Source organism: Streptomyces cavernicola (assembly GCF_029968035.1).
Lineage (GTDB): Bacteria > Actinomycetota > Actinomycetes > Streptomycetales > Streptomycetaceae > Streptomyces > Streptomyces cavernicola.
Window position 1 is genome coordinate 110,443 of sequence record NZ_JASCIQ010000025.1, and the last position, 18,640, is coordinate 129,082.

General features: G+C 69.6%; 17 protein-coding genes. 10 read left to right on the top strand and 7 right to left on the bottom strand.

Annotation, left to right across the window (positions count from 1 at the left end; translation table 11 throughout):
* The first annotated feature begins 214 nt into the window (after positions 1–214).
* Genes QIS96_RS23270 through narI form a run of 4 tightly spaced genes read left to right on the top strand, consistent with a single transcriptional unit; the run spans position 215 to position 6,817 of the window.
* On the top strand, positions 215–3,892 hold the full coding sequence (locus QIS96_RS23270) for a nitrate reductase subunit alpha (protein ID WP_282544639.1): 3,678 nt from the start codon (positions 215–217) through the stop codon (positions 3,890–3,892).
* The gene (gene narH / locus QIS96_RS23275) at positions 3,892–5,511 is read left to right on the top strand and encodes a nitrate reductase subunit beta (protein ID WP_282544640.1); all 1,620 of its coding nucleotides are present in this window, start codon (positions 3,892–3,894) and stop codon (positions 5,509–5,511) included. The genes QIS96_RS23270 and narH overlap by 1 nt, the downstream gene beginning before the upstream one ends.
* Positions 5,508–6,095 (top strand): nitrate reductase molybdenum cofactor assembly chaperone, encoded by a 588-nt coding sequence (gene narJ, locus QIS96_RS23280; RefSeq protein ID WP_282544641.1) that lies wholly within the window; start codon positions 5,508–5,510, stop codon positions 6,093–6,095. Before narH ends, narJ begins: the two co-directional genes overlap by 4 nt.
* Positions 6,092–6,817, top strand: a complete 726-nt coding sequence (narI, locus tag QIS96_RS23285) for a respiratory nitrate reductase subunit gamma (RefSeq protein ID WP_282544642.1) — start codon at positions 6,092–6,094, stop codon at positions 6,815–6,817. Before narJ ends, narI begins: the two co-directional genes overlap by 4 nt.
* A 465-nt stretch (positions 6,818–7,282) precedes the next feature.
* On the opposite strand, the gene dnaK is transcribed toward narI, so the two are convergent.
* On the bottom strand, positions 7,283–9,121 hold the full coding sequence (gene dnaK, locus QIS96_RS23290) for a molecular chaperone DnaK (RefSeq protein ID WP_282544643.1): 1,839 nt from the start codon (positions 9,119–9,121) through the stop codon (positions 7,283–7,285).
* Positions 9,122–9,275: 154 nt separating this feature from the next.
* Positions 9,276–9,704 carry an OsmC family protein gene (locus QIS96_RS23295; protein WP_282544644.1) on the bottom strand — a complete coding sequence of 143 codons (429 nt, stop codon included), beginning with the start codon at positions 9,702–9,704 and terminating at the stop codon, positions 9,276–9,278.
* Here QIS96_RS23295 and QIS96_RS23300 point away from each other — a divergent pair.
* Positions 9,681–10,040 carry a cysteine hydrolase family protein gene (locus QIS96_RS23300; RefSeq protein ID WP_282544645.1) on the top strand — a complete coding sequence of 120 codons (360 nt, stop codon included), beginning with the start codon at positions 9,681–9,683 and terminating at the stop codon, positions 10,038–10,040. The two genes, QIS96_RS23295 and QIS96_RS23300, sit on opposite strands and share 24 nt — an antisense overlap.
* Here QIS96_RS23300 and QIS96_RS23305 read toward each other — a convergent pair.
* From QIS96_RS23305 to QIS96_RS23320, 4 genes are all read right to left on the bottom strand, one after another.
* Positions 10,037–10,579, bottom strand: coding sequence for a nitrobindin family protein (locus QIS96_RS23305; RefSeq protein WP_282544646.1), 543 nt, complete (start codon positions 10,577–10,579; stop codon positions 10,037–10,039). The two genes, QIS96_RS23300 and QIS96_RS23305, sit on opposite strands and share 4 nt — an antisense overlap.
* Before the next feature lie 409 nt (positions 10,580–10,988).
* Positions 10,989–11,306, bottom strand: a complete 318-nt coding sequence (locus QIS96_RS23310) for a hypothetical protein (protein WP_282544647.1) — start codon at positions 11,304–11,306, stop codon at positions 10,989–10,991.
* Positions 11,307–11,389: 83 nt separating this feature from the next.
* Positions 11,390–12,826, bottom strand: coding sequence for an amino acid permease (locus tag QIS96_RS23315; protein WP_282544648.1), 1,437 nt, complete (start codon positions 12,824–12,826; stop codon positions 11,390–11,392).
* Between the two features lie 955 nt (positions 12,827–13,781).
* Positions 13,782–14,273: an ATP-binding protein gene (locus QIS96_RS23320; protein WP_282544649.1), complete on the bottom strand. Its 492-nt coding sequence runs from the start codon at positions 14,271–14,273 to the stop codon at positions 13,782–13,784.
* Between the two features lie 282 nt (positions 14,274–14,555).
* Between QIS96_RS23320 and QIS96_RS23325 the strand changes: the two genes are divergently transcribed.
* From QIS96_RS23325 to QIS96_RS23340, 4 genes are read left to right on the top strand one after another with little or no spacing between them, the layout of a single operon-like run.
* On the top strand, positions 14,556–15,017 hold the full coding sequence (locus QIS96_RS23325) for a hypothetical protein (protein ID WP_282544650.1): 462 nt from the start codon (positions 14,556–14,558) through the stop codon (positions 15,015–15,017).
* Complete coding sequence (locus tag QIS96_RS23330; protein WP_282544651.1) at positions 15,014–15,601, top strand: toxin; 588 nt, start codon at positions 15,014–15,016, stop codon at positions 15,599–15,601. Before QIS96_RS23325 ends, QIS96_RS23330 begins: the two co-directional genes overlap by 4 nt.
* Positions 15,602–15,650: 49 nt before the next feature.
* A complete protein-coding gene (locus QIS96_RS23335) occupies positions 15,651–16,817 on the top strand; it encodes an MAB_1171c family putative transporter (protein ID WP_282544664.1) in 1,167 nt (388 codons plus the stop codon).
* On the top strand, positions 16,814–17,386 hold the full coding sequence (locus QIS96_RS23340) for a hypothetical protein (protein ID WP_282544652.1): 573 nt from the start codon (positions 16,814–16,816) through the stop codon (positions 17,384–17,386). The genes QIS96_RS23335 and QIS96_RS23340 overlap by 4 nt, the downstream gene beginning before the upstream one ends.
* A 64-nt stretch (positions 17,387–17,450) precedes the next feature.
* On the opposite strand, the gene QIS96_RS23345 is transcribed toward QIS96_RS23340, so the two are convergent.
* Entirely contained in the window at positions 17,451–17,621 is a 171-nt protein-coding gene (locus QIS96_RS23345; RefSeq protein ID WP_282544653.1) for a hypothetical protein, read from the bottom strand.
* 196 nt (positions 17,622–17,817) lie between these two features.
* On the opposite strand from QIS96_RS23345, the gene QIS96_RS23350 reads away from it, so the two are divergent.
* A protein-coding gene (locus tag QIS96_RS23350; protein WP_408907238.1) for an IS5 family transposase occupies positions 17,818–18,632 on the top strand; the annotation gives its coding sequence in 2 pieces (ribosomal slippage) (positions 17,818–18,160 and positions 18,160–18,632; 816 coding nt in all).
* The last annotated feature ends 8 nt before the right edge of the window (positions 18,633–18,640 follow it).

The window sequence follows — 18,640 nt, forward strand, 5'->3', positions numbered from 1 at the left end:
ACTGCCTGCACGAAAACCCTGCCGGGAGGGGGGTGGGGGCGTCGATTACGTGAGAGGTAAGCCTCCGGCGTGCGGGGTCCGGGGCGGAGCCCCGAACAGGGGCGGGGTGGGGGAAGACACAGACGGACCCTGCAGAGATGTCGCCCGCCCGTATCGCGCTTACGTTCGCCGGAGGCGAGAGGCGTGGCGACCGTACGGAACGAGGAGCTCGACGGTGACCGACCAAGTGACGGAACCGGGCGCCGCGCTGCTGCGCGCCGGCAGGTTCTTCCGGCGGGGCACGGCCGCCCCCGACCTGCACAGCATCGAACGGGTCGGCGGCCGGCAGGCGGACGCGTTCTACCGGGACCGGTGGAGCCACGACAAGGTCGTGAACTCCACGCACGGCGTGAACTGCACGGGTTCCTGCCGTTGGAAGGTGTACGTCAAGGACGGCATCATCACGTGGGAGACGCAGCAGACGGACTATCCGAGCGTCGGCCCCGACCGTCCCGAGTACGAGCCGCGCGGCTGCCCGCGCGGCGCCGCGTTCTCCTGGTACACGTACTCGCCGACGCGCGTGCGCTACCCGTATGTGCGCGGGGTGCTCCTCGACCTGTACCGCGAGGCGAGGCAGCGGCTGCAGGACCCGGTGCTGGCGTGGGCGGAGATCCAGGAGGACCCGGAGCGGCGGCGCACGTACCAAGTGGCGCGCGGCAAGGGCGGGTTGGTGCGGTCGACGTGGGACGAGGCGCTGGAGATCGTCGCGGCCGCGCATGTGCACACCATCAAGAAGCACGGCCCTGACCGGATCGCCGGGTTCTCGCCGATCCCGGCGATGTCGATGGTGTCGCACGCGGCCGGGGCCCGTTTCCACTCCCTCATCGGCGCTCCGATGCTGTCGTTCTACGACTGGTACGCGGATCTGCCGGTGGCCTCGCCGCAGGTCTTCGGCGACCAGACCGACGTACCGGAGTCCGGGGACTGGTGGGACGCGGCGTATCTGATGATGTGGGGGTCCAATGTCCCGGTGACGCGGACGCCGGACGCGCACTGGATGGCCGAGGCGCGTTACCGGGGCCAGAAAGTGGTCGTGGTCGCGCCGGACTACGCGGACAACGCGAAGTTCGCCGACGAGTGGCTGCACCCGCACCCCGGCACGGACGGCGCGCTGGCCCTCGCGATGGGGCACGTGATCCTCAAGGAGTTCTTCGTCGATAAGCAGACGGAGTTCTTCGACGACTACGTCCGCAAGTTCACCGACCTGCCGTTCCTGGTGACGTTGAAGGAGAAGGACGGCAGTTACGTCCCGGCCAAGTTCCTGCGCTCCTCCGACCTGGGCGACGACGGGGAGGGCGGCGAGTGGAAGACCGTCGTCCTCGACGAGAGCACCGGGCAGCCCGCCGTGCCCAACGGCTCCCTCGGCTTCCGCTGGACCGACTCCGGCAAGGGGAAGTGGAACCTGCAGCTGGGGACGATCTCCCCTCAACTCTCCCTGTACGGGGCGGAGTTCGCGTCCGGCGTCGAGGTGCTGCTGCCGCGCTTCGACACGGACGGCGGCACGCACGGGCAGGGCCGCGGCGAGGTGCTCGCGCGCGGCGTGCCCGCGACCCGGCTCGGCGGCCGGGGCGGCCCGCTGGTCACGACGGTCTTCGACCTGCTGCTCGCCCAGTACGGAGTGGGGCGCGAGGGCCTGCCGGGCGCGTGGCCCGCCTCGTACGAGGACGCCTCGTCGCCCGGCACGCCCGGCTGGCAGGAGGCGCACACGTCCGTACCGGCGGCGAAGGCGGTGAAGATCGCCCGGGAGTTCGCGCGCACCGCGGAGCAGTCCCGCGGGCGCTGCATGATCCTGATGGGGGCGGGCACCAACCACTGGTTCCACTCCGAGACGATCTACCGCGGCTTCCTCGCGCTGCTCACCCTCACCGGCTGCCAGGGTCGCAACGGCGGCGGCTGGGCGCACTATGTCGGCCAGGAGAAGTGCCGTCCGGTGACGGGCTGGGCGACGCTCGCGGGCGCGGGCGACTGGTCGCGGCCGCCGCGGCAGATGATCGGCGCCGCGTACTGGTTCCTCAACACCGACCAGTGGCGCTACGACCGCTTCGCGGCGGACGTGCTCGCCTCGCCGCTCGGTGAGGGCCGGTTCGCGGGCATGACGGGCGCGGACTGCCTGGCCCAGTCGGCACGGCTCGGCTGGATGCCGTCGTACCCGACGTTCGACCGGAACTCCCTGGACCTGGGTGAGCAGGGCGTGGACGACACCTTGGCCCAACTCCGGGACGGCAGCCTGAAGTTCGCGTGCGAGGACCCGGACGCGCCGGAGAACTGGCCGCGCGTGCTGACCCTGTGGCGGGCCAACCTGCTCGGCTCGTCCGCGAAGGGCGCCGAGTACTTCACCAAGCACCTCCTCGGCACGCACTCCTCGCTGCGCGCCGAGGAGGCGGGCCCGGACGAGCGGCCGCGCGACGTGGCCTGGCACGAGGAGGCCCCCGAGGGAAAGCTGGACCTGCTGCTGTCCCTGGACTTCCGGCAGACCTCGTCCACGCTCCTGAGCGACGTGGTGCTGCCCGCGGCGACCTGGTACGAGAAGCACGACCTGTCGTCCACGGACATGCACCCGTACGTGCACTCCTTCACCCCGGCCGTCGACCCGCCGTGGCAGGCCCGTACCGACTTCGACACGTTCCTCCAACTGGCCCGCAGATTCAGCGAGTTGGCGGCCCCGCACCTGGGCGTGCGGAAAGACCTGGTCGCCACTCCCCTGCAGCACGACACCCCGGGCGAGACGGCACAACCGGGCGGTGTCGTACGGGACTGGAGGCGCGGGGAGTGCGAGCCGGTGCCGGGCAGGACGATGCCCAACCTGACGGTCGTGGAGCGGGACTACACGGCCATCGGCGACAAGTTCGCGGCGCTCGGCCCGCTCGTCGAGGAGCTGGGGCTGCCCGCGAAGGGCATCGCGCTCCGGCCCGACCAGGAGGTGGCCGACCTGGGCGAGCGCAACGGGCGGGTGCGGGGCGGGCCCGCCGACGGGCGGCCGCTCCTGGACACGGCGGTGAAGGCCTGCAACACGATCCTCGCGCTGTCCGGCACCACCAACGGCCGCCTCGCCACGCAGGGTTTCCACACCCTGGAGAAGCGCACGGGCCAGGAGATGGCACACCTGGCGGCGGAGGCCGAGGGCAAGCGCGTCACGTACGCGGACACGCAGGCCGCGCCCGTACCGGTGATCACATCGCCGGAGTGGTCGGGCAGCGAGTCCGGCGGACGGCGGTACACGGCGTTCACCCTCAACACCGAGCACCTCAAGCCCTGGCACACGCTGACCGGGCGGCAGCACTTCTTCCTCGACCACGACTGGATGCACGAGCTCGGCGAGACGCTGCCCGTGTACCGGCCGCCGCTCGACATGAACCGCCTGTTCGGGGAACCGGAGTTGGGCCCGGACGGCCAGAAGCAGGTCACCGTCCGCTATCTCACCCCGCACAACAAGTGGTCCATCCACTCCGAGTACCAGGACAACCTGTTCATGCTGTCGCTGTCCCGCGGCGGACAGTGCATCTGGATGTCCCCGCAGGACGCGGCCGCGATCGGCGTCGAGGACAACGACTGGATCGAGGCGGTCAACCGCAACGGCGTGGTCGTGGCCCGCGCGATCGTCTCGCACCGCATGCCCGAGGGCACCGTCTACATGCACCACGCCCAGGAGCGCACCGTCGGCGTGCCGCGCACGGAGACCACCGGCAAGCGCGGCGGCATCCACAACTCGCTCACCCGGGTCCTGATGAAACCGTCCCACCTGATCGGCGGGTACGCCCAACTCTCCTGGGCCTTCAACTACTTGGGCCCGACGGGCAACCAGCGCGACGAGGTGACGGTCATCCGCCGCCGCAACCAGGAGGTCCAGTACTGATGCGCCCGATGGCCCAGGTAGCCATGGTCATGAACCTCGACAAGTGCATCGGCTGCCACACCTGCTCGGTCACCTGCAAGCAGGCGTGGACCAACCGCAGCGGCATGGAGTACGTCTGGTTCAACAACGTCGAGACCCGCCCCGGCCAGGGCTATCCGCGCCGCTACGAGGACCAGGAGAAGTGGCGCGGCGGCTGGGAGTTGAACAAGCGCGGCGCGCTGAAGCTGAAGAACGGCGGCCGCATCAAGTCCCTGCTCACCATCTTCTCCAACCCGAAGCTCCCGGAGATCAAGGACTACTACGAGCCCTGGACGTACGACTACAAGAACCTCACCGACGCCCCGCTCGGCGACGACTACCCGGTGGCCGAGCCGCGCTCGCTGATCGACGGCAAACCGATGAAGGTCGAGTGGTCCTCGAACTGGGACGACAACCTGGGCGGCGCGACCGAGTACGGCGACCTGGACCCGATGGTGGAGAAGGTACGCCGACAGGCTCAACAGGCTGCAGAGAAGGTGAAGTTCGCGTTCGAGCAGACCTTCATGTTCTATCTGCCGCGGATCTGCGAGCACTGCCTCAACCCGTCCTGCGTCTCGTCCTGCCCGTCCGGGGCGATGTACAAGCGGGCGGAGGACGGCATCGTCCTCGTCGACCAGGACGGCTGCCGCGGCTGGCGCAAGTGCGTGACGGGCTGCCCGTACAAGAAGGTGTACTTCAACCACGCCACCGGCAAGGCCGAGAAGTGCACGTTCTGCTACCCACGCGTCGAGGTGGGCCTGCCCACGGTCTGCTCCGAGACCTGCGTGGGCCGGCTCCGCTACCTCGGGGTGATCCTGTACGACGCCGACAAGGTGACGCGGGCCGCCTCGACCAAGGACGAACAGGCCCTGTATGAGGCCCAGTTGGGGGTGTTTCTCGACCCGGAGGACCCGGAGGTGCGGCGCGCCGCCGAGCGGGCCGGCATCCCGTACGACTGGGTGGAGGCGGCACGCCGCTCCCCCGTGCACGCCCTGGTCAGCAAGTACAAGGTGGCGCTCCCGCTGCACCCGGAGTACCGCACGATGCCGATGATCTGGTACATCCCGCCGCTCTCCCCCGTCGTCGACGCGCTCACCGAGACCGGGCACAACGGGGAGGACGCCGACAACCTCTTCGGCGCGATCGACACGCTCCGCATCCCCCTGGAGTACCTCGCGGAGATCTTCACGGCGGGCGATGTCGCGCCGGTCCGGTCCTCGCTGACGAAACTCGCCGCGATGCGCGCCCACATGCGCGCCATCAACCTCGGCGAGCGGCCCGACCCCTCGGTGGCGGAGTCAGTCGGCATGGACGGCCCGCAGATCGAGGAGATGTACCGCCTCCTCGCCATCGCCAAGTACGAGGACCGCTACGTCATCCCCACCGCGGCCGTCGGCGACGCCCGCCGCCTGGAGGAGTCGGCGGTGCCGGACACCTGCTCCCTCGACCACGTGGACGGCACCGGCCCGACCGGCGACGGCCCCTTCGGCCAGGACTCCGGCCAGAAGCGCCTGCCCCTCGTCACCATCGAGAACTTCCACGCCGCCCGCAGACGCCAGACCTCCGACGAAGAGCCCGACGACGTACGGGAGCAGCAGTGAGCCACGTCCGCCCCGAGCACGCGATCCTCCACCAGGCGGCGGCGCTGTGCCTCGCGTACCCCGACGACGAGTTCCACGAGCGCCTGCCGCTCCTGCGCGCGGCGGCCCCACCCCCGCTCGACGCGTTCCTCACGTACGCGGAGACCACGCCCGCGCGCGAACTGGCGGCCCACTACGTCCAGGTCTTCGACTTCAAGAACCGGCACTCCCTGTACCTGAGTTGGTGGCGGGACGGGGACACGCGCCGGCGCGGCATGACCCTGGTCGGCTTCAAGGAGACGTACCGGGCGCACGGTCTGGACTTCACCGGCGAGGAACTGCCCGACTTCCTGCCCGCGGTCCTGGAGTTCTCCGCCGTGGCCGGCCCCGCCCTCCTGCAGGAGCACCGGGCGGGCCTGGAACTCCTGCGCCTGGCCCTGACCGAGCACGGCACGCCGTACGCGTCGGTCCTCGACGCCGTCTGCGGCACGCTGCCCGGCCCCTCCCCCAAGGACCGCGCCGAGGCCCGCGCCCTCGCCCGCTCGGGCCCGCCGCGCGAGGAGGTCGGCCTCGACCCGTACCTGACCGCCGGAGGCCGTTCATGAAGACGCTGTTGTGGGGCGCGCTTCCGTACATCGCGGTCGTCCTGCTCGTCGCGGGCACGGTCTGGCGGTTCCGCTACGACAAGTTCGGCTGGACCACCCGCTCCTCGCAGGTGTACGAGTCGAAGCTCCTGAACGTGGCCTCGCCGATGTTCCACTACGGCATCCTGTTCGTGCTCGTCGGACACCTGATGGGCCTGTTCGTGCCGGAGTCCTGGACGGACGGCATCGGCCTCGACGAGCACACGTACCACCTGCTGTCCCTGTACGGCGGCACGGCGGCGGGCGCCCTCGCGGTCCTCGGCATCCTGATGCTCCTCGTCCGGCGCCGCACCAACGCCCCCGTCTTCCGGGCGACGACCGCCAACGACAAGGTCATGTACGTGTTCCTGCTCGCGGCGATCGTCCTCGGCATGTGGGCCAAGCTCGCGAACTCGACTGTCAGCGCGGGGTACGACTACCGGCAGACCATCGCGCCGTGGGTCCGCAGCCTGTTCACGCTCCAGCCCGACATCGACCGGATGGCCGGGGTCCCGGTCCTCTACCAGATCCACGCGCTGGTCGGCCTCGCCCTGATCGCCCTGGTCCCCTTCACCCGCCTCATCCACATGTTCAGCGCGCCGGTGCAGTATCTGTTCCGCCCGTACGTGGTGTACCGCTCGCGCGCGGAGGGGCAGTTGGGGCCCAGGCCGGACCGCCGAGGCTGGGAAGAATCCAAACTCTGACCTTCCCCTCCCCGCCCCTTCCCGAAAGCTTGCAGCAGCTTCGGGGGCCAGCCCCCGGACCCCCTCCCCCAAGCTCTCGGCTGCGCTCGAGCAGGGGGGACCCCCATCTCAAACGCCGGAGGGGCTGAATTGAGCCCCGAAGGGGGCTGGCCTTTAGGGGCGCGGGGAACTGCGCGACCAGCCACGACGAAGCGGGCAGCCGAACAACAACCGGGTCACGGGGCGAAGCCCCGAAGCGGCCTGAGGGCCCAGCCCCCCCCCCGGAACGAGGGTCCGGGTCCGAGCCCCGAAGCTGCGCCAGGCGGCGAAGCCCCCGGAAACGAAGGCCCGGTGCCAAGCCCCGAGGTGGGGCCCAGGGGCGGCAACCCCAAGCGGAGGCCCAGGGGCAGCAGCCCCAAGCGGGGGTCCGGGGGCGCAGCCCCCGGGGTCGTCCGGCGAGGACTTCGGGAAGGGGCGGGGAGGGGGTCAAGGCTTCTCGTCGTCCACCACCTCGGCGTCGACCACGTCCTCCCCCTCCGGCGGCTGCTCCCGAGTCTGCTCCTGCGGAGACGCATACATCGCCTGCCCCATCCGCTGCGCCGCAGCAGAAAGCGCATCGGCAGCCGCACGCAACGCGTCGGGAGACGTGTCCTCCGCCTCAAGGCGGGACTTCAACTCGGCGAGGGCCCCCTCGACCTCCTCCCGAGTCGCCGCCGGCACCCGCGCCTCGCCCTCGGCGGTCTCCCGCAGGAACCGCTCGGTCTGGTAGGCGAGTTGCTCGGCCTCGTTGCGTGTCTCCGCCGCCTCCCGCCGCTGCCGGTCCTCGTCCGCGTACTGCTCCGCGTCCCGCATCATCCGGTCGATGTCGTCCTTCGGGAGCGCGGATCCGCCCGTCACGGTCATCTTCTGCTCGCGCCCGGTGGCCAGGTCCTTCGCCGAGACGTGCATGATCCCGTCGGCGTCGATGTCGAACGTCACCTCGATCTGCGGCACCCCGCGCGGCGCGGGCGGAAGACCGGTCAGGTCGAAGACGCCGAGCTTCTTGTTGTACGAGGCGATCTCCCGCTCCCCCTGGAAGACCTGGATGCCGACCGAGGGCTGGTTGTCGGCGGCGGTCGTGAAGACCTCCGAACGGCGCGTGGGGATCGTGGTGTTGCGTTCGATCAGCTTCGTCATGATGCCGCCCTTGGTCTCGATGCCGAGCGACAGCGGCGTCACGTCGAGCAGCAGCACGTCCTTCACGTCGCCGCGGATCACGCCCGCCTGCAGGGCCGCGCCGACCGCCACGACCTCGTCGGGGTTGACGCCCTTGTGCGGCTCCTTGCCGGTGAGGTCCTTGACGAGTTCCGTGACGGCGGGCATGCGCGTGGAGCCCCCGACGAGGATGACGTGGTCGACGGCGGCGAGTTTGATCCCGGCGTCCTTGACGGCCTGGTGGAAGGGCGCCCTGCAGCGCTCCAGCAAGTTCTCGGTCAGCTCCTGGAACTGAGGTCGCGTCAGTTTCTCTTCCAGGTGCAGCGGCCCGGCCTCGGAGGCGGTGACGTACGGCAGGTTGACCTGTGTCTCACCGGCCGAGGACAGCTCGATCTTCGCCTTCTCCGCGGCCTCGCGGAGCCGCTGCACGGCCATCTTGTCCTGCGCGAGGTCGATGCCGTTGGCGTTCTTGAACTGCCGTACGAGGTGGTCGACGATCCGCTGGTCCCAGTCGTCGCCGCCGAGGTGGGTGTCGCCGTTGGTGGCCTTGACCTCGATGACGCCGTCGCCGATCTCCAGGAGGGACACGTCGAAGGTGCCGCCGCCGAGGTCGAAGACCAGGACCGTCTGTTCGTCGCCCCGGTCGAGCCCGTACGCGAGGGCGGCGGACGTGGGCTCGTTGATGATCCTGAGGACGTTCAGGCCCGCGATCTCGCCGGCCTCCTTGGTGGCCTGGCGCTGGTGGTCGTCGAAGTAGGCGGGCACGGTGACGACAGCGTCGGTGACGTCCTCCCCGAGGTACGCCTCGGCGTCCCGCTTCAGCTTCTGCAGCACCCGCGCCGAGAGCTCCTGGGGCGTGAACCGGCTGCCGTCGACGGCGCCCTGCTCGGGGAAGCGCCAGTTCGCGTCGCCCATGTGCCGCTTCATGGAGCGCGCGCTGCGCTCCACGTTGGTGACGGCCTGCCGTTTGGCGACCTCGCCGACCAGGACGTCGCCGTTCTTCGCGAAGGCCACGACGGACGGGGTGGTGCGCGCGCCCTCGGCGTTGGCGACGACGCTGGGCTCGCCGCCCTCGAGGACCGCGACCACGCTGTTCGTCGTACCGAGATCGATCCCGACCGCACGTGCCATGACAGTCCCCTTCCGGGCCCCGGATCACTCCGCTTCCGTACCTCCAGCACAAAACTTGAGTGCCGGTATGTCAATGCCCCGATACGGCGACGCCGCCGCCGTTCCGGAGCGGTGTCCGGGACGGCGACGGCGCAGGCGGGCCCTGGGCGGTGGCTCAGGCGGCCAGGTTGGCGCGGAGCGCGATCTGCGTACCGGCGAGTGCCTTGCTGACCGGGCAGTTCTCCTTGGCGTCCTCGGCGGCCTTGACGAATTCGGCCTGGTCGAGTCCGGGTACGTCGCCCTCGACGATCAGCACGATGCCGGTGATGCCCTCGCCCGGCTGGAAGGTGACCTCCGCCTGCGTGACGAGCTTGGTGGGCGGCGTCCCGGCCTGGGCCAGGCCGTTCGAGAGCGCCATCGAGAAGCAGCTGGAGTGGGCGGCGGCGATCAGCTCCTCCGGGCTGGTCTTCCCGTTCGGCTCCTCGGCACGGGCCGGCCAGGACACCGGGTACTGCCCGATGCCGGACGAGTCGAGCGCGACCTTGCCGGAGCCCTCCAGCAGGTTGCCTTCCCAGACGGTGTGCGCGGTGCGCATCGTGGCCACGGCGGTTCCTTCCTCTACGAACGGTGGGGCGCTCCGGACACGTCGAGCGCCCCCACCATCCGACCACACGGGAGCCTTCCGGACACTCCGTACGCCCAGGACGCGCCCCCAACACCGACCGACCGCCGCCCCCGCGTCACTCCCCGAGCATCCCGCGCAGCCACTGCCGCTCCGCCCCGGCAGGCGTACGAGCGCGGCTACCAGGTGGTGTTCGGCTCGGACGTCACCGCCACCGACGACGCGTCCCGGCCGGAGCCCGAACTGGCCGTGCTGCGCAAGGGGTTCGCGCTCGTGCTCACCGCGCGGGAGATCGAAGACGAGCTGCGGAGCCCCTAGCTCTGGCGGCGCAGCCGGGCCGACAAGTGGTGCTGGAGGGGCTGGCCTACCGCTGCGAGGTCGTGGGTGAACGTGAGGGTGTCGGGGGCGTCCAGGGTGTAGCGGCGGCGGGTGGCCTCGACGTCCTTGGCGGTGGGGGTGGTCGCGACCTGCCGCGTGGCGAGGTCGATCGCGCCGTCGGCGGCGTGGCCTACGGCGATCTCCGCGATGCCGGTGGGCTGCGTGATCAGGGCTTCCACGCGGCCGTCGGGCAGCAGCCGCCACCAGCCGCTCTCCCGTGCGGCCGGGCGCAGCGGCACATCGTCGTCGCCGAGCAGCCAGGCCCGTGCCTCGTACCGCAGGAACGGCCGGCCGTCGTGGCTGAACGTCACCTCCTGCGCGTACGCGAAGTCCTCGTCGAGCGTCGGATACCCGCCCTGCCCGCGGCCGCGCCACCGCCCGAGCAGTCCGAGCACGGGCGCGAGCTGCGGGTGCGGGGCGGGCGTCGCATCGGCGTGCAGGCTCTCGGCGTACGGGTAGTCCGGTGCGGGGTCGAACACGAGGTGCGCTCCTGGGGTCGGGCGTTGGCTGGTCGGGGGAAGCCTAGGCCGACCTGGACGCGCCGCGGTCGAGGCCCTTCACGAACCCGGGCTCGCGCTCGAACTCGCCGAGCCAGAGGTGGTCGGGGGCGTACTGCCTGGCCGCGCCGATGAGGGTTTCCATGAACTCCCCCTTGGCGGCCGAGATCTGGTAGCGCAGCCGCTGCAGATCCGGACGCAGCGGCTCGTCGTCCCGGACCAGGAACCCGAGGCCCGGGGCGTCCGGGTCGATCGCGTCCGACGGGCACAGTTCGAGGGATGCACGGCTATCCCTGCCGCGTCGACCCGGATGAAGTTGCGCATCCGCCTGCGGCCGAGGCGTACGAGGGGGACGCCCACCCAGCCCGTGAATCTGCGCCCCGCGTGCGGCCTACCCGGCCAGTGTCAGCGCCCCCACGAGCGCTGCCGTCGTCACCGTGCCCGCGACACGGCCCGTCCAGGCCATGCCGGGGCGGGCGAGGCGTCGGGCGTTGAACGCCGTGAATAGGCCGAGGTGGACGGTGACCACGTTGACGGCGCCGAGCCAGCCGAAGCCGCCCTGCTTCAGCGCGAAGTACAGGAGGAGCCAGGCCGCGACGCCGGCCAGCGCCCAGGCGAGGATTTCGAGCTGGAAGCCGAGGGGAACAGGTTGCGGCCGCTCCCCGGCGGCGGTCGTCGGCGCGTCCTGGGGGCTGGTCTTACGGGACAACGGTGCTCCTGAGTCGGGCGCGGGCGGCGGGACCCGTACGACCCTAGGCGCAGGTCGTACGGGTCCCGCAACCGGGCCTGGGGTCAGCCCTGTTGGGCCGATTCCGCCCGCTTCTTGCGGCCCGACATCACCGCGTACACGACGACGCCGATGAAGAGGAAGACGACGCCCTGGTAGACCGCCGCGTAGCCCGCGCCGCCGACCAGCCACAGGGAGAAGGCGCAGGCGATCGCGGAGATCACCGAGTCGCGGACGAGGCGGGAGCGGTTGACGCGCTCGCCCTGGCCGGAGAGCAGGTAGTAGATCTGCGCGGCGGTGGCGAGGAGGTACGGGACGGTGGCCATGAAGGTCGTGACCGTGACGAGGAGCGTGAAGACCTCCGCGTCGCCCTTGCCGCCGCCGGAGGCGTAGTTGTAGATCGTCAGGAGCGAGGCGAGGATCACCGTGATCACGACGCCGGCCGTGGGGACGCCGCGCTGCTTCTTCAGGAACACGGTCGGGAAGAGCCCGTCCTTGGCCGCCGCGAACGGGGCCTGGGCGCTGAGCAGCGTCCAGCCGTTGAGGGCGCCGAGGATGGAGACCACCGCGGCGACCGCGACGAGCGAACCGCCCCACGTGCCGCCGAACATCGCGTTGACGGCGTCGGAGAACGGGGCCTCGCTGTCGACGAGCCGCTCGTGCGGGACGGTGCCGAAGACGGCGAGCGTGCCGAGCAGGTAGACGAAGGCGGCGCCGAGCACGCCGAGGATCGTGGCGCGGCCGACGTTGCGGCGCGGGTCACGGACCTCGCCTGCGCTGACCGCGGCCGACTCCACGCCCAGGTAGCTGAAGAGCAGCAGCGCGGCGGCGGCCGAGACCGCGCCGACGGGGCTCGCGTCCGGGTCGGTCTGGAACGGCCCGAGGTTGTCCGCGTCGAAGAAGAAGAGGCCGCCGACGGCGACGAGCAGCAGCGGCGCGAACTTCAGTACGGTCGCGACGAGTTGGACCGCGCCGACGTACCGCGTGCCGGCGAGGTTGGCGAGGCCGGGGAGCCACTGGATGAGCAGCGCGGCCAGGCACATCGTCCACCAGTGGCCGTCGAGGTCGATCAGCAGGTTGAGGTAGCCGACGGCGCCCACGGCGAGCGCGGCGTTGGAGACCCAGGAGGTGATCCAGTACGACCAGGCGGCGAGGAAACCGGCGAAGTCGCCGAAGGCCTCGCGGGCGTAGACGTACGGGCCGCCGGTGCGCGGGTCGCGCTGGGCGAGCCGGCCGAAGACCAGGGCCAGGGCGATCGCGCCGAGCGTGAGCACGCCGAAGGCGACGAGGCTGATGGTGCCGTAGGAGGCGACGTCGTGCGGGAGGCGGAAGATGCCGCCGCCGATGATGTTGCCCATGACCAGGCAGGTCGCGATGGGAAGTCCGAAGCGCCGGGCGTGCTTGCCGATCTCGCCGCGCTGCTCGATGGCCTCGCCGGTGTCGGCTGCGGTGTCGCCTCGGTCTGCCGGAGCCGGCGTCGATGCGGGTCCGGTGTCGTGCATGGGGTGGTGCGCCTCTCGTCGTGCTGGGTCCGCCACGGGATCGCCGGGCGACGGCTCATGGTCAGGCACGTTGAACGCTGCACCAAATCAGTGGGGAGAGTCACTGCAGCGCTGTCACCTGCGGAAACCTGCGGGTTGGCGATCCCTGTGGCTACGTAAACGGCTACGTACGTTACCCGCCCTGCTCAACACATGGGTGGTGGCGCCCACTCCGCTCTGCGCCAGGCCTCCCTACGCCGCCGTAGTGGCGGTGTCGCCTGCCCTGCCACTCCGCGCATGCGGGGGCATCGAGTAGGCCATCCATCTCCGGAAGCCCGGCCGCAGGAACTCGACCACGTCAGGATCCGAGTGCGCGAGGCCGAGGCTCTGCTCGCGCACCGTCCCCTCCGGCCGCCTGTCGGCGACGGCGGACGCCCGACCATCGGCGCGGTTCTGGCCACGCCTCCCGCTGTGCGCGATTACCGCCGCTTCCGTGATTGCAGGTACCAGGCCGCAGCAAGGCCAATGACCACCAGAACGATGAGCATCTTCATGACCCACTCTTGCCCACGATCTTGCCGATGAAGCTCACCCCAGCACTTGCAGCATGCTTCGGGTGGGCATTGCGCGACCGGCTCGACGTCTTCCACCGAGTTCGGAAGCGTCCAACATGCGGACGCATCACGTGACATGCGTCACAGGGTTATGGACTCGGGTGGCATACCCAGGCACTTACTGGCGAGGCATCACCCGAATCCGGAGGCCCAATTGGCGCCACTTTCCGATACACCCCGGACGGGCTAACGCCGGATTTCAGGTTTCTCGCTGAACCAACGCCGACACATGGGTTCAATCGGGGTTTCGCAGGTGCCGACGACCGCACGGAGCGCGCTGGGGAGCGAGTAGCACCCCACCCCAACTTTGAGCTTGCAGCCGACCAGGCCCTTTCGAAATTCGAGAGGACAGAAATTCCGGGCTACATACGACCACCGGGGCTCGGCCGGACAGGAACTGACGCCCAGGTCATATAGCCGCCTCCATCACCGCGGTGCTGCCCCATGTCGTCGACCAGGCGGCGCACGAGGAACAGGCCCGGCTCCTCTTCGGGTTCCGGCAGCGCGCTTCCCATCTCCCCGACGGTGATCAACACGTGATCACCGTCGCACGAGATCCGGCCCGCCAGGTCGACGCTTGCGCGGGACCGCGCGGTGATGTCGACCAGCTCGGTAAGCACCGCGAGCGCGGACTCGATCTCGGCCGCCTGCGAAGGAGCAGCGAGCAGCGCCGGCAGCACCATTGCGGCGAACCGGCGCGAGCGGCGCATTGCTTCGGCGGGCCCGCGCTCGGGGCCAACCCGGAACTCGAGGGAGTTCTCCGTGCCGAGAACCTGCCGCATGGCGGCAGCGTTCCCGGCCGCGGGCGTCCGCAGGCTGGAGGCCCAGAGCAGAGGCACTGCGTCGGAGATCATCACTCGTCCATCACTCCATCGCGTCGAGTAGACGCATGGAGCTGCCCGCTCCCCCGAGCCGGGCAGTCCCATGCGCAGCTTCAGGGCACGGCGAAATCCGGCCGCACTACCCCTACAGGCGGCCCTGTGTGTCATGGAGTTAACAGTGACGTAGAGTGTTTACGCAAGCCGGTCGAGATCGGGCAATTCTCAAGGTCGGGACGCAGGCAGAAGCCGAACTCCCGCCTGAGAGCGTGGCCTAGAGTGGCGAAGCCATTACAAGCAACCACCGCAAAATCGGACATGAGCAGCCTGGGGGCGGAGATGAGTGCTGGCGAGAAAGATGAGCCACGCACCCTGCAGGAGAAGATCAACTACCTGTTGAAGGAGTCGTTCCCCGACGGCGCCCCGAGCGACCGCGAGTTCTGCCGAATCGCGGAGGCACGCGGCGGCTCCTTGTCTCACAGCTACTTCGGCAAGCTCCGCAAGGGCCAACTCACCGAGGTCAGGGACGAGACTCTGCAAGCCCTGGGACTGGGCTTCGACTGCGACTGGCGCTTCTTCAAGCCGGAATCGCAGGTCGAGGCTGAAGTCTCCGCCGGGCTCCGCTTCCTGGCCGACAAGCGAGCCGGCGGCATCAGCGGAATCGCCGGGCGGGGCATCACCGAAGAAGGACTCTCACCTGACCTGCTCAACTTCGCACTCGACCTCTTGGAGAAGGCGCGGCAGGAGACGCAGGAGCCTCCGGCGGAACCGCAGACATGACGGACGCACCGTCCTCCGAGCCGTCTCTGAGCGAAGTGCAGGAACGGTGCAAGACCGGCCTGGCAGACCTTCCGATCCCTAACCCGTTCTCAGTAGAGCAGCTGCGGGTCAACATGGAGAAGGCTCGCGGCCGCCGGATCATCATGCAGCCCATCCCTGACTCGATGATCACCACGAGCACGGCGTGCGGGCTGAGGATCAAGGACACCCACCTCAGCATCGTCCTCTACCGCAAGCGCCCGTCGGCCTACTTGACCGAGCACGTCATGCTGCACGAGCTGGTTCACGAGTGGTTCGACCACGGTACCCAGCTCAGCCCCGACGAACTTCAAGCACTGCTGCCCGTCTTCGGACCTGGCCTGATCAAGCGCGTCATGGCCGGTGAGGCCACCGTGCAGGCACGCGCCAACTACCGCACCGTCGAGGAGAAGATCGCCGAATTCGGCGCCTCTCTCATTCCCCGCATGGCCCGCGACGTGCCAAGCGACGACATGCTCGGCCGCCTGGACGACACCCTCTCCCGGCCCGCCGGCGGCAGTTACCGACCACGACGCCGCCTGCGCAACCTCTTCCGCCGTTCGTAACTCAAGGACCCCCGTGCTCGACATAGCCGGCTACCTAGTAGCCGCCCTGATGACCTCCGTTGCCATCTGGCGCGCGCTCGGCGGTTCCGACGCCCGCCGAAGATCCCTCTGGGGCTGCTTCCTGGGCTTCTCCATCGCCCTGTGGACCAAGACCGAGGTCGTACGGATCGGGCTCAACAACAGCTCGATCACCGACGCCTCGATCCTGCTCAAGCACTACTCGGCGGGCGCAGCGATCTTGGCGATCATGTACTACATCGTCGCCGTGTACGGGCAGTATCCCGCTGACGGCGAGATGGCCCGCGCCGTGCGAGTAGCCCGCGTCATCCAGCGCGCAGCCACCAAGACGGCCCTCGCCAGCTTCGCCCTGATGACGATCATGTTCTTCACGATCGTCGACCGGTCGGTACCGAGCGACCACTTCGTCAGCGATCACGCCGGGCAGTGGGGCGCAACCGCCTATATGAGCGTTTTCTACGTCTACCTGGGCTCGGCATCCGCCATCTGCCTCTACCAGTGGGCCGGCGCGTTCCGCGGTGAGGAACGCGGGCTGCTGCGCGCCGGCTTGGGCATGATGGCCTTCGCCATGGTCCTCGGTGTTGCCTACTCCTTCGGTCGCATGCTGGCCATGTGGTTCTGGCTCGCCGACCAACCCAGTGACGCCGTCGCCCACAAGGTCGAGTCCTCCACCGAGGCGATGCAGCTTCTCCTCTTCGTGCTGTTCGCGCTCGGGGTATCGGTCCCTGCCTCCGAGAAGGGCATCCGCCGCGCCCGCGCCTGGTGGTCCCTCGCGCGCCTGTACCCGATGTGGCGCGAGCTGATGACCGCCTTCCCCACCATCCCGATGCAGCCGCCACGCTCCCGGTACCGCGAGCTGACCCGCCGTGACATGGACGCCGAGCTCCGGCTCGACCGGTGGATCCACGATGTCGCCGACGCGATCGAGAAACTGCGTCATCACGTCCCCGACAACCTGATGGCAGCCGCCAAAGAGAAGGCCGCCCACGGTGCCGTCGCTCAGGCGTACTGGATCAAGGCCGCGCTCGCAGCCAAGGCGGAAGGGGCGCCCGCGGGCCCGGTCGCGGCGTTCGAGCAGCAGCAGGCCACTGACCAGGACGGCGAAGTCGCCTGGTTGCGGGATGTCGCCAACGCCTACCGGAAGACCGACCCATCCCAGGCTCAGCGCCTGCTCGCCACCGCAGGAGCAACCGCGTGACCATCACCACGGCGGCCAGGACCGTCACCGACATACTTCAGCCCCGTAACGTCCTACTGGTCGGCATGTTGGGCATCGGCGTCGCAGCCGCTGGCGACTGGACCGGCATCCCGTGGGGTCTGCTCGGCGCGCTGTGCGCTGGCATCATCCCCGCGGTCTACATCGAGTGGGAGCGTAGGAGGGGCACCTGGGGCGACCGTCATGTGGTGGACCGCACGAAGCGGGCTCCCATCTTCGTGGTCATCCTGGCGTCCATCGGCCTCGGTTCGCTCGCCATGGTCCTGGGGCATGCGCCGACCGGCATCCTCATCGCGATGCTCGCCCTGTGGGCCATGACCATCGGACTCCTGACCATCAACCTGGTCTGGAAGATCAGCGTGGACAGCGCGGTCGCCTCCGCCGTCGTCGCGTTGCTCGCCGTCGTCCACTCGCCGTGGTGGCTGCTCGCCTACTTCCTTACGGCTGCCGTGTGTTGGTCCCGTGTGGCACTGACGTACCACACCGTCGCCCAGACGGTGGCTGGCGCATCGCTCGGCGCCGCCACCGCCGCGGCGTTCCTCCTGGCCTGACACCCGATCAGCAGGGAGCCCCGGACAGTGCGTCCGGGGCTCCCTGCGTTCAGCGCGCTGGTGCTCAGTGCGGGAGGCGCACCGTCACGTCGTACAGCCGCGTGATCTCTGCCAGGCTCTCGCCGTCGTCCGTCGTCCAGCCGCCGCGGTCAAGCGCCACGGCGATCGGCGACGGCCGGTACCTGGTGGAGCGGAGCTTCGCGGCGGTCGCAGCTCTCCTCCGATGAGCTCTCATGACGTATCTGCCGGTGCCTGCCAAGATTGCGGAGTGAACTGGGGGACGCTGATATCGACACTTGTGGGAGCCGTCATCGGGGTGGGCTCGACCCTGCTGGCTGATCGCATTCGCTGGCGCCGCGAGTTAGAACTCCTAACGAAATGATCTTCGAGGTGGTTGGATCACTCCGAGAGCGTTGATCCGGGGGTGCGGGGTGGCTCGGCCGAAGCCGTGGGAAGTCGATGACGAGTTGTGGGCGGTGATCGAGCCGCTGCTGCCCAAGGTTGAGCGCCGGACCCGGCATCCGGGACGCAAGCGGCATCCAGACCGGCTGGTGTTCCAGGGCATCCTGTTCGTGCTGCACACCGGGATCTCCTGGGAACACCTGCCGCAGGAACTCGGCTTCGGCTCGGGCATGACCTGCTGGCGCCGCCTGGCCGAGTGGACTGAGGCCGGCGTGTGGCCCCGCCTGCACGAGATCCTCCTCGCCGAACTCCGTGGTGCGAACGCCCTGGACTTCTCCCTGGCGGCGGTCGACGGCTCCCACATCCGGGCGTTAAAGGGGGCCCCAGGACCGGACGAAGTCCTGTTGACCGGGGCAGGACGGGCAGCAAACACCACCTGATCACCGACGCCACCGGGATCCCGCTCGCCGTCACCCTGACCGGCGGCAACCGCAACGACGTCACCCAGCTGATCCCGCTCCTTGAGGCCGTGCCGCCGGTGCGGGGCAAACGCGGCCGGCCCCGACGCCGACCGGACGTGGTGCTCGGTGACCGCGGCTACGACCACGACAAGTACCGCCGGCTCGTCTGGGGCCTCGGCGTGAAACCGCTGATCGCCCGCCGAGGCACCGAGCACGGCTCCGGGCTCGGCACCCAACGCTGGGTCGTGGAGCGCGCGTTCGCCCACCTGCACTGGTTCCGCCGCCTGCGGATCCGCTGGGAGATACGCGACGACATCCACGAAGCCTTCCTCACCCTCGGATGCGCACTCATCTGCTGGCGACGCCTGAAGTCATTCCGATAGGAGTTCTT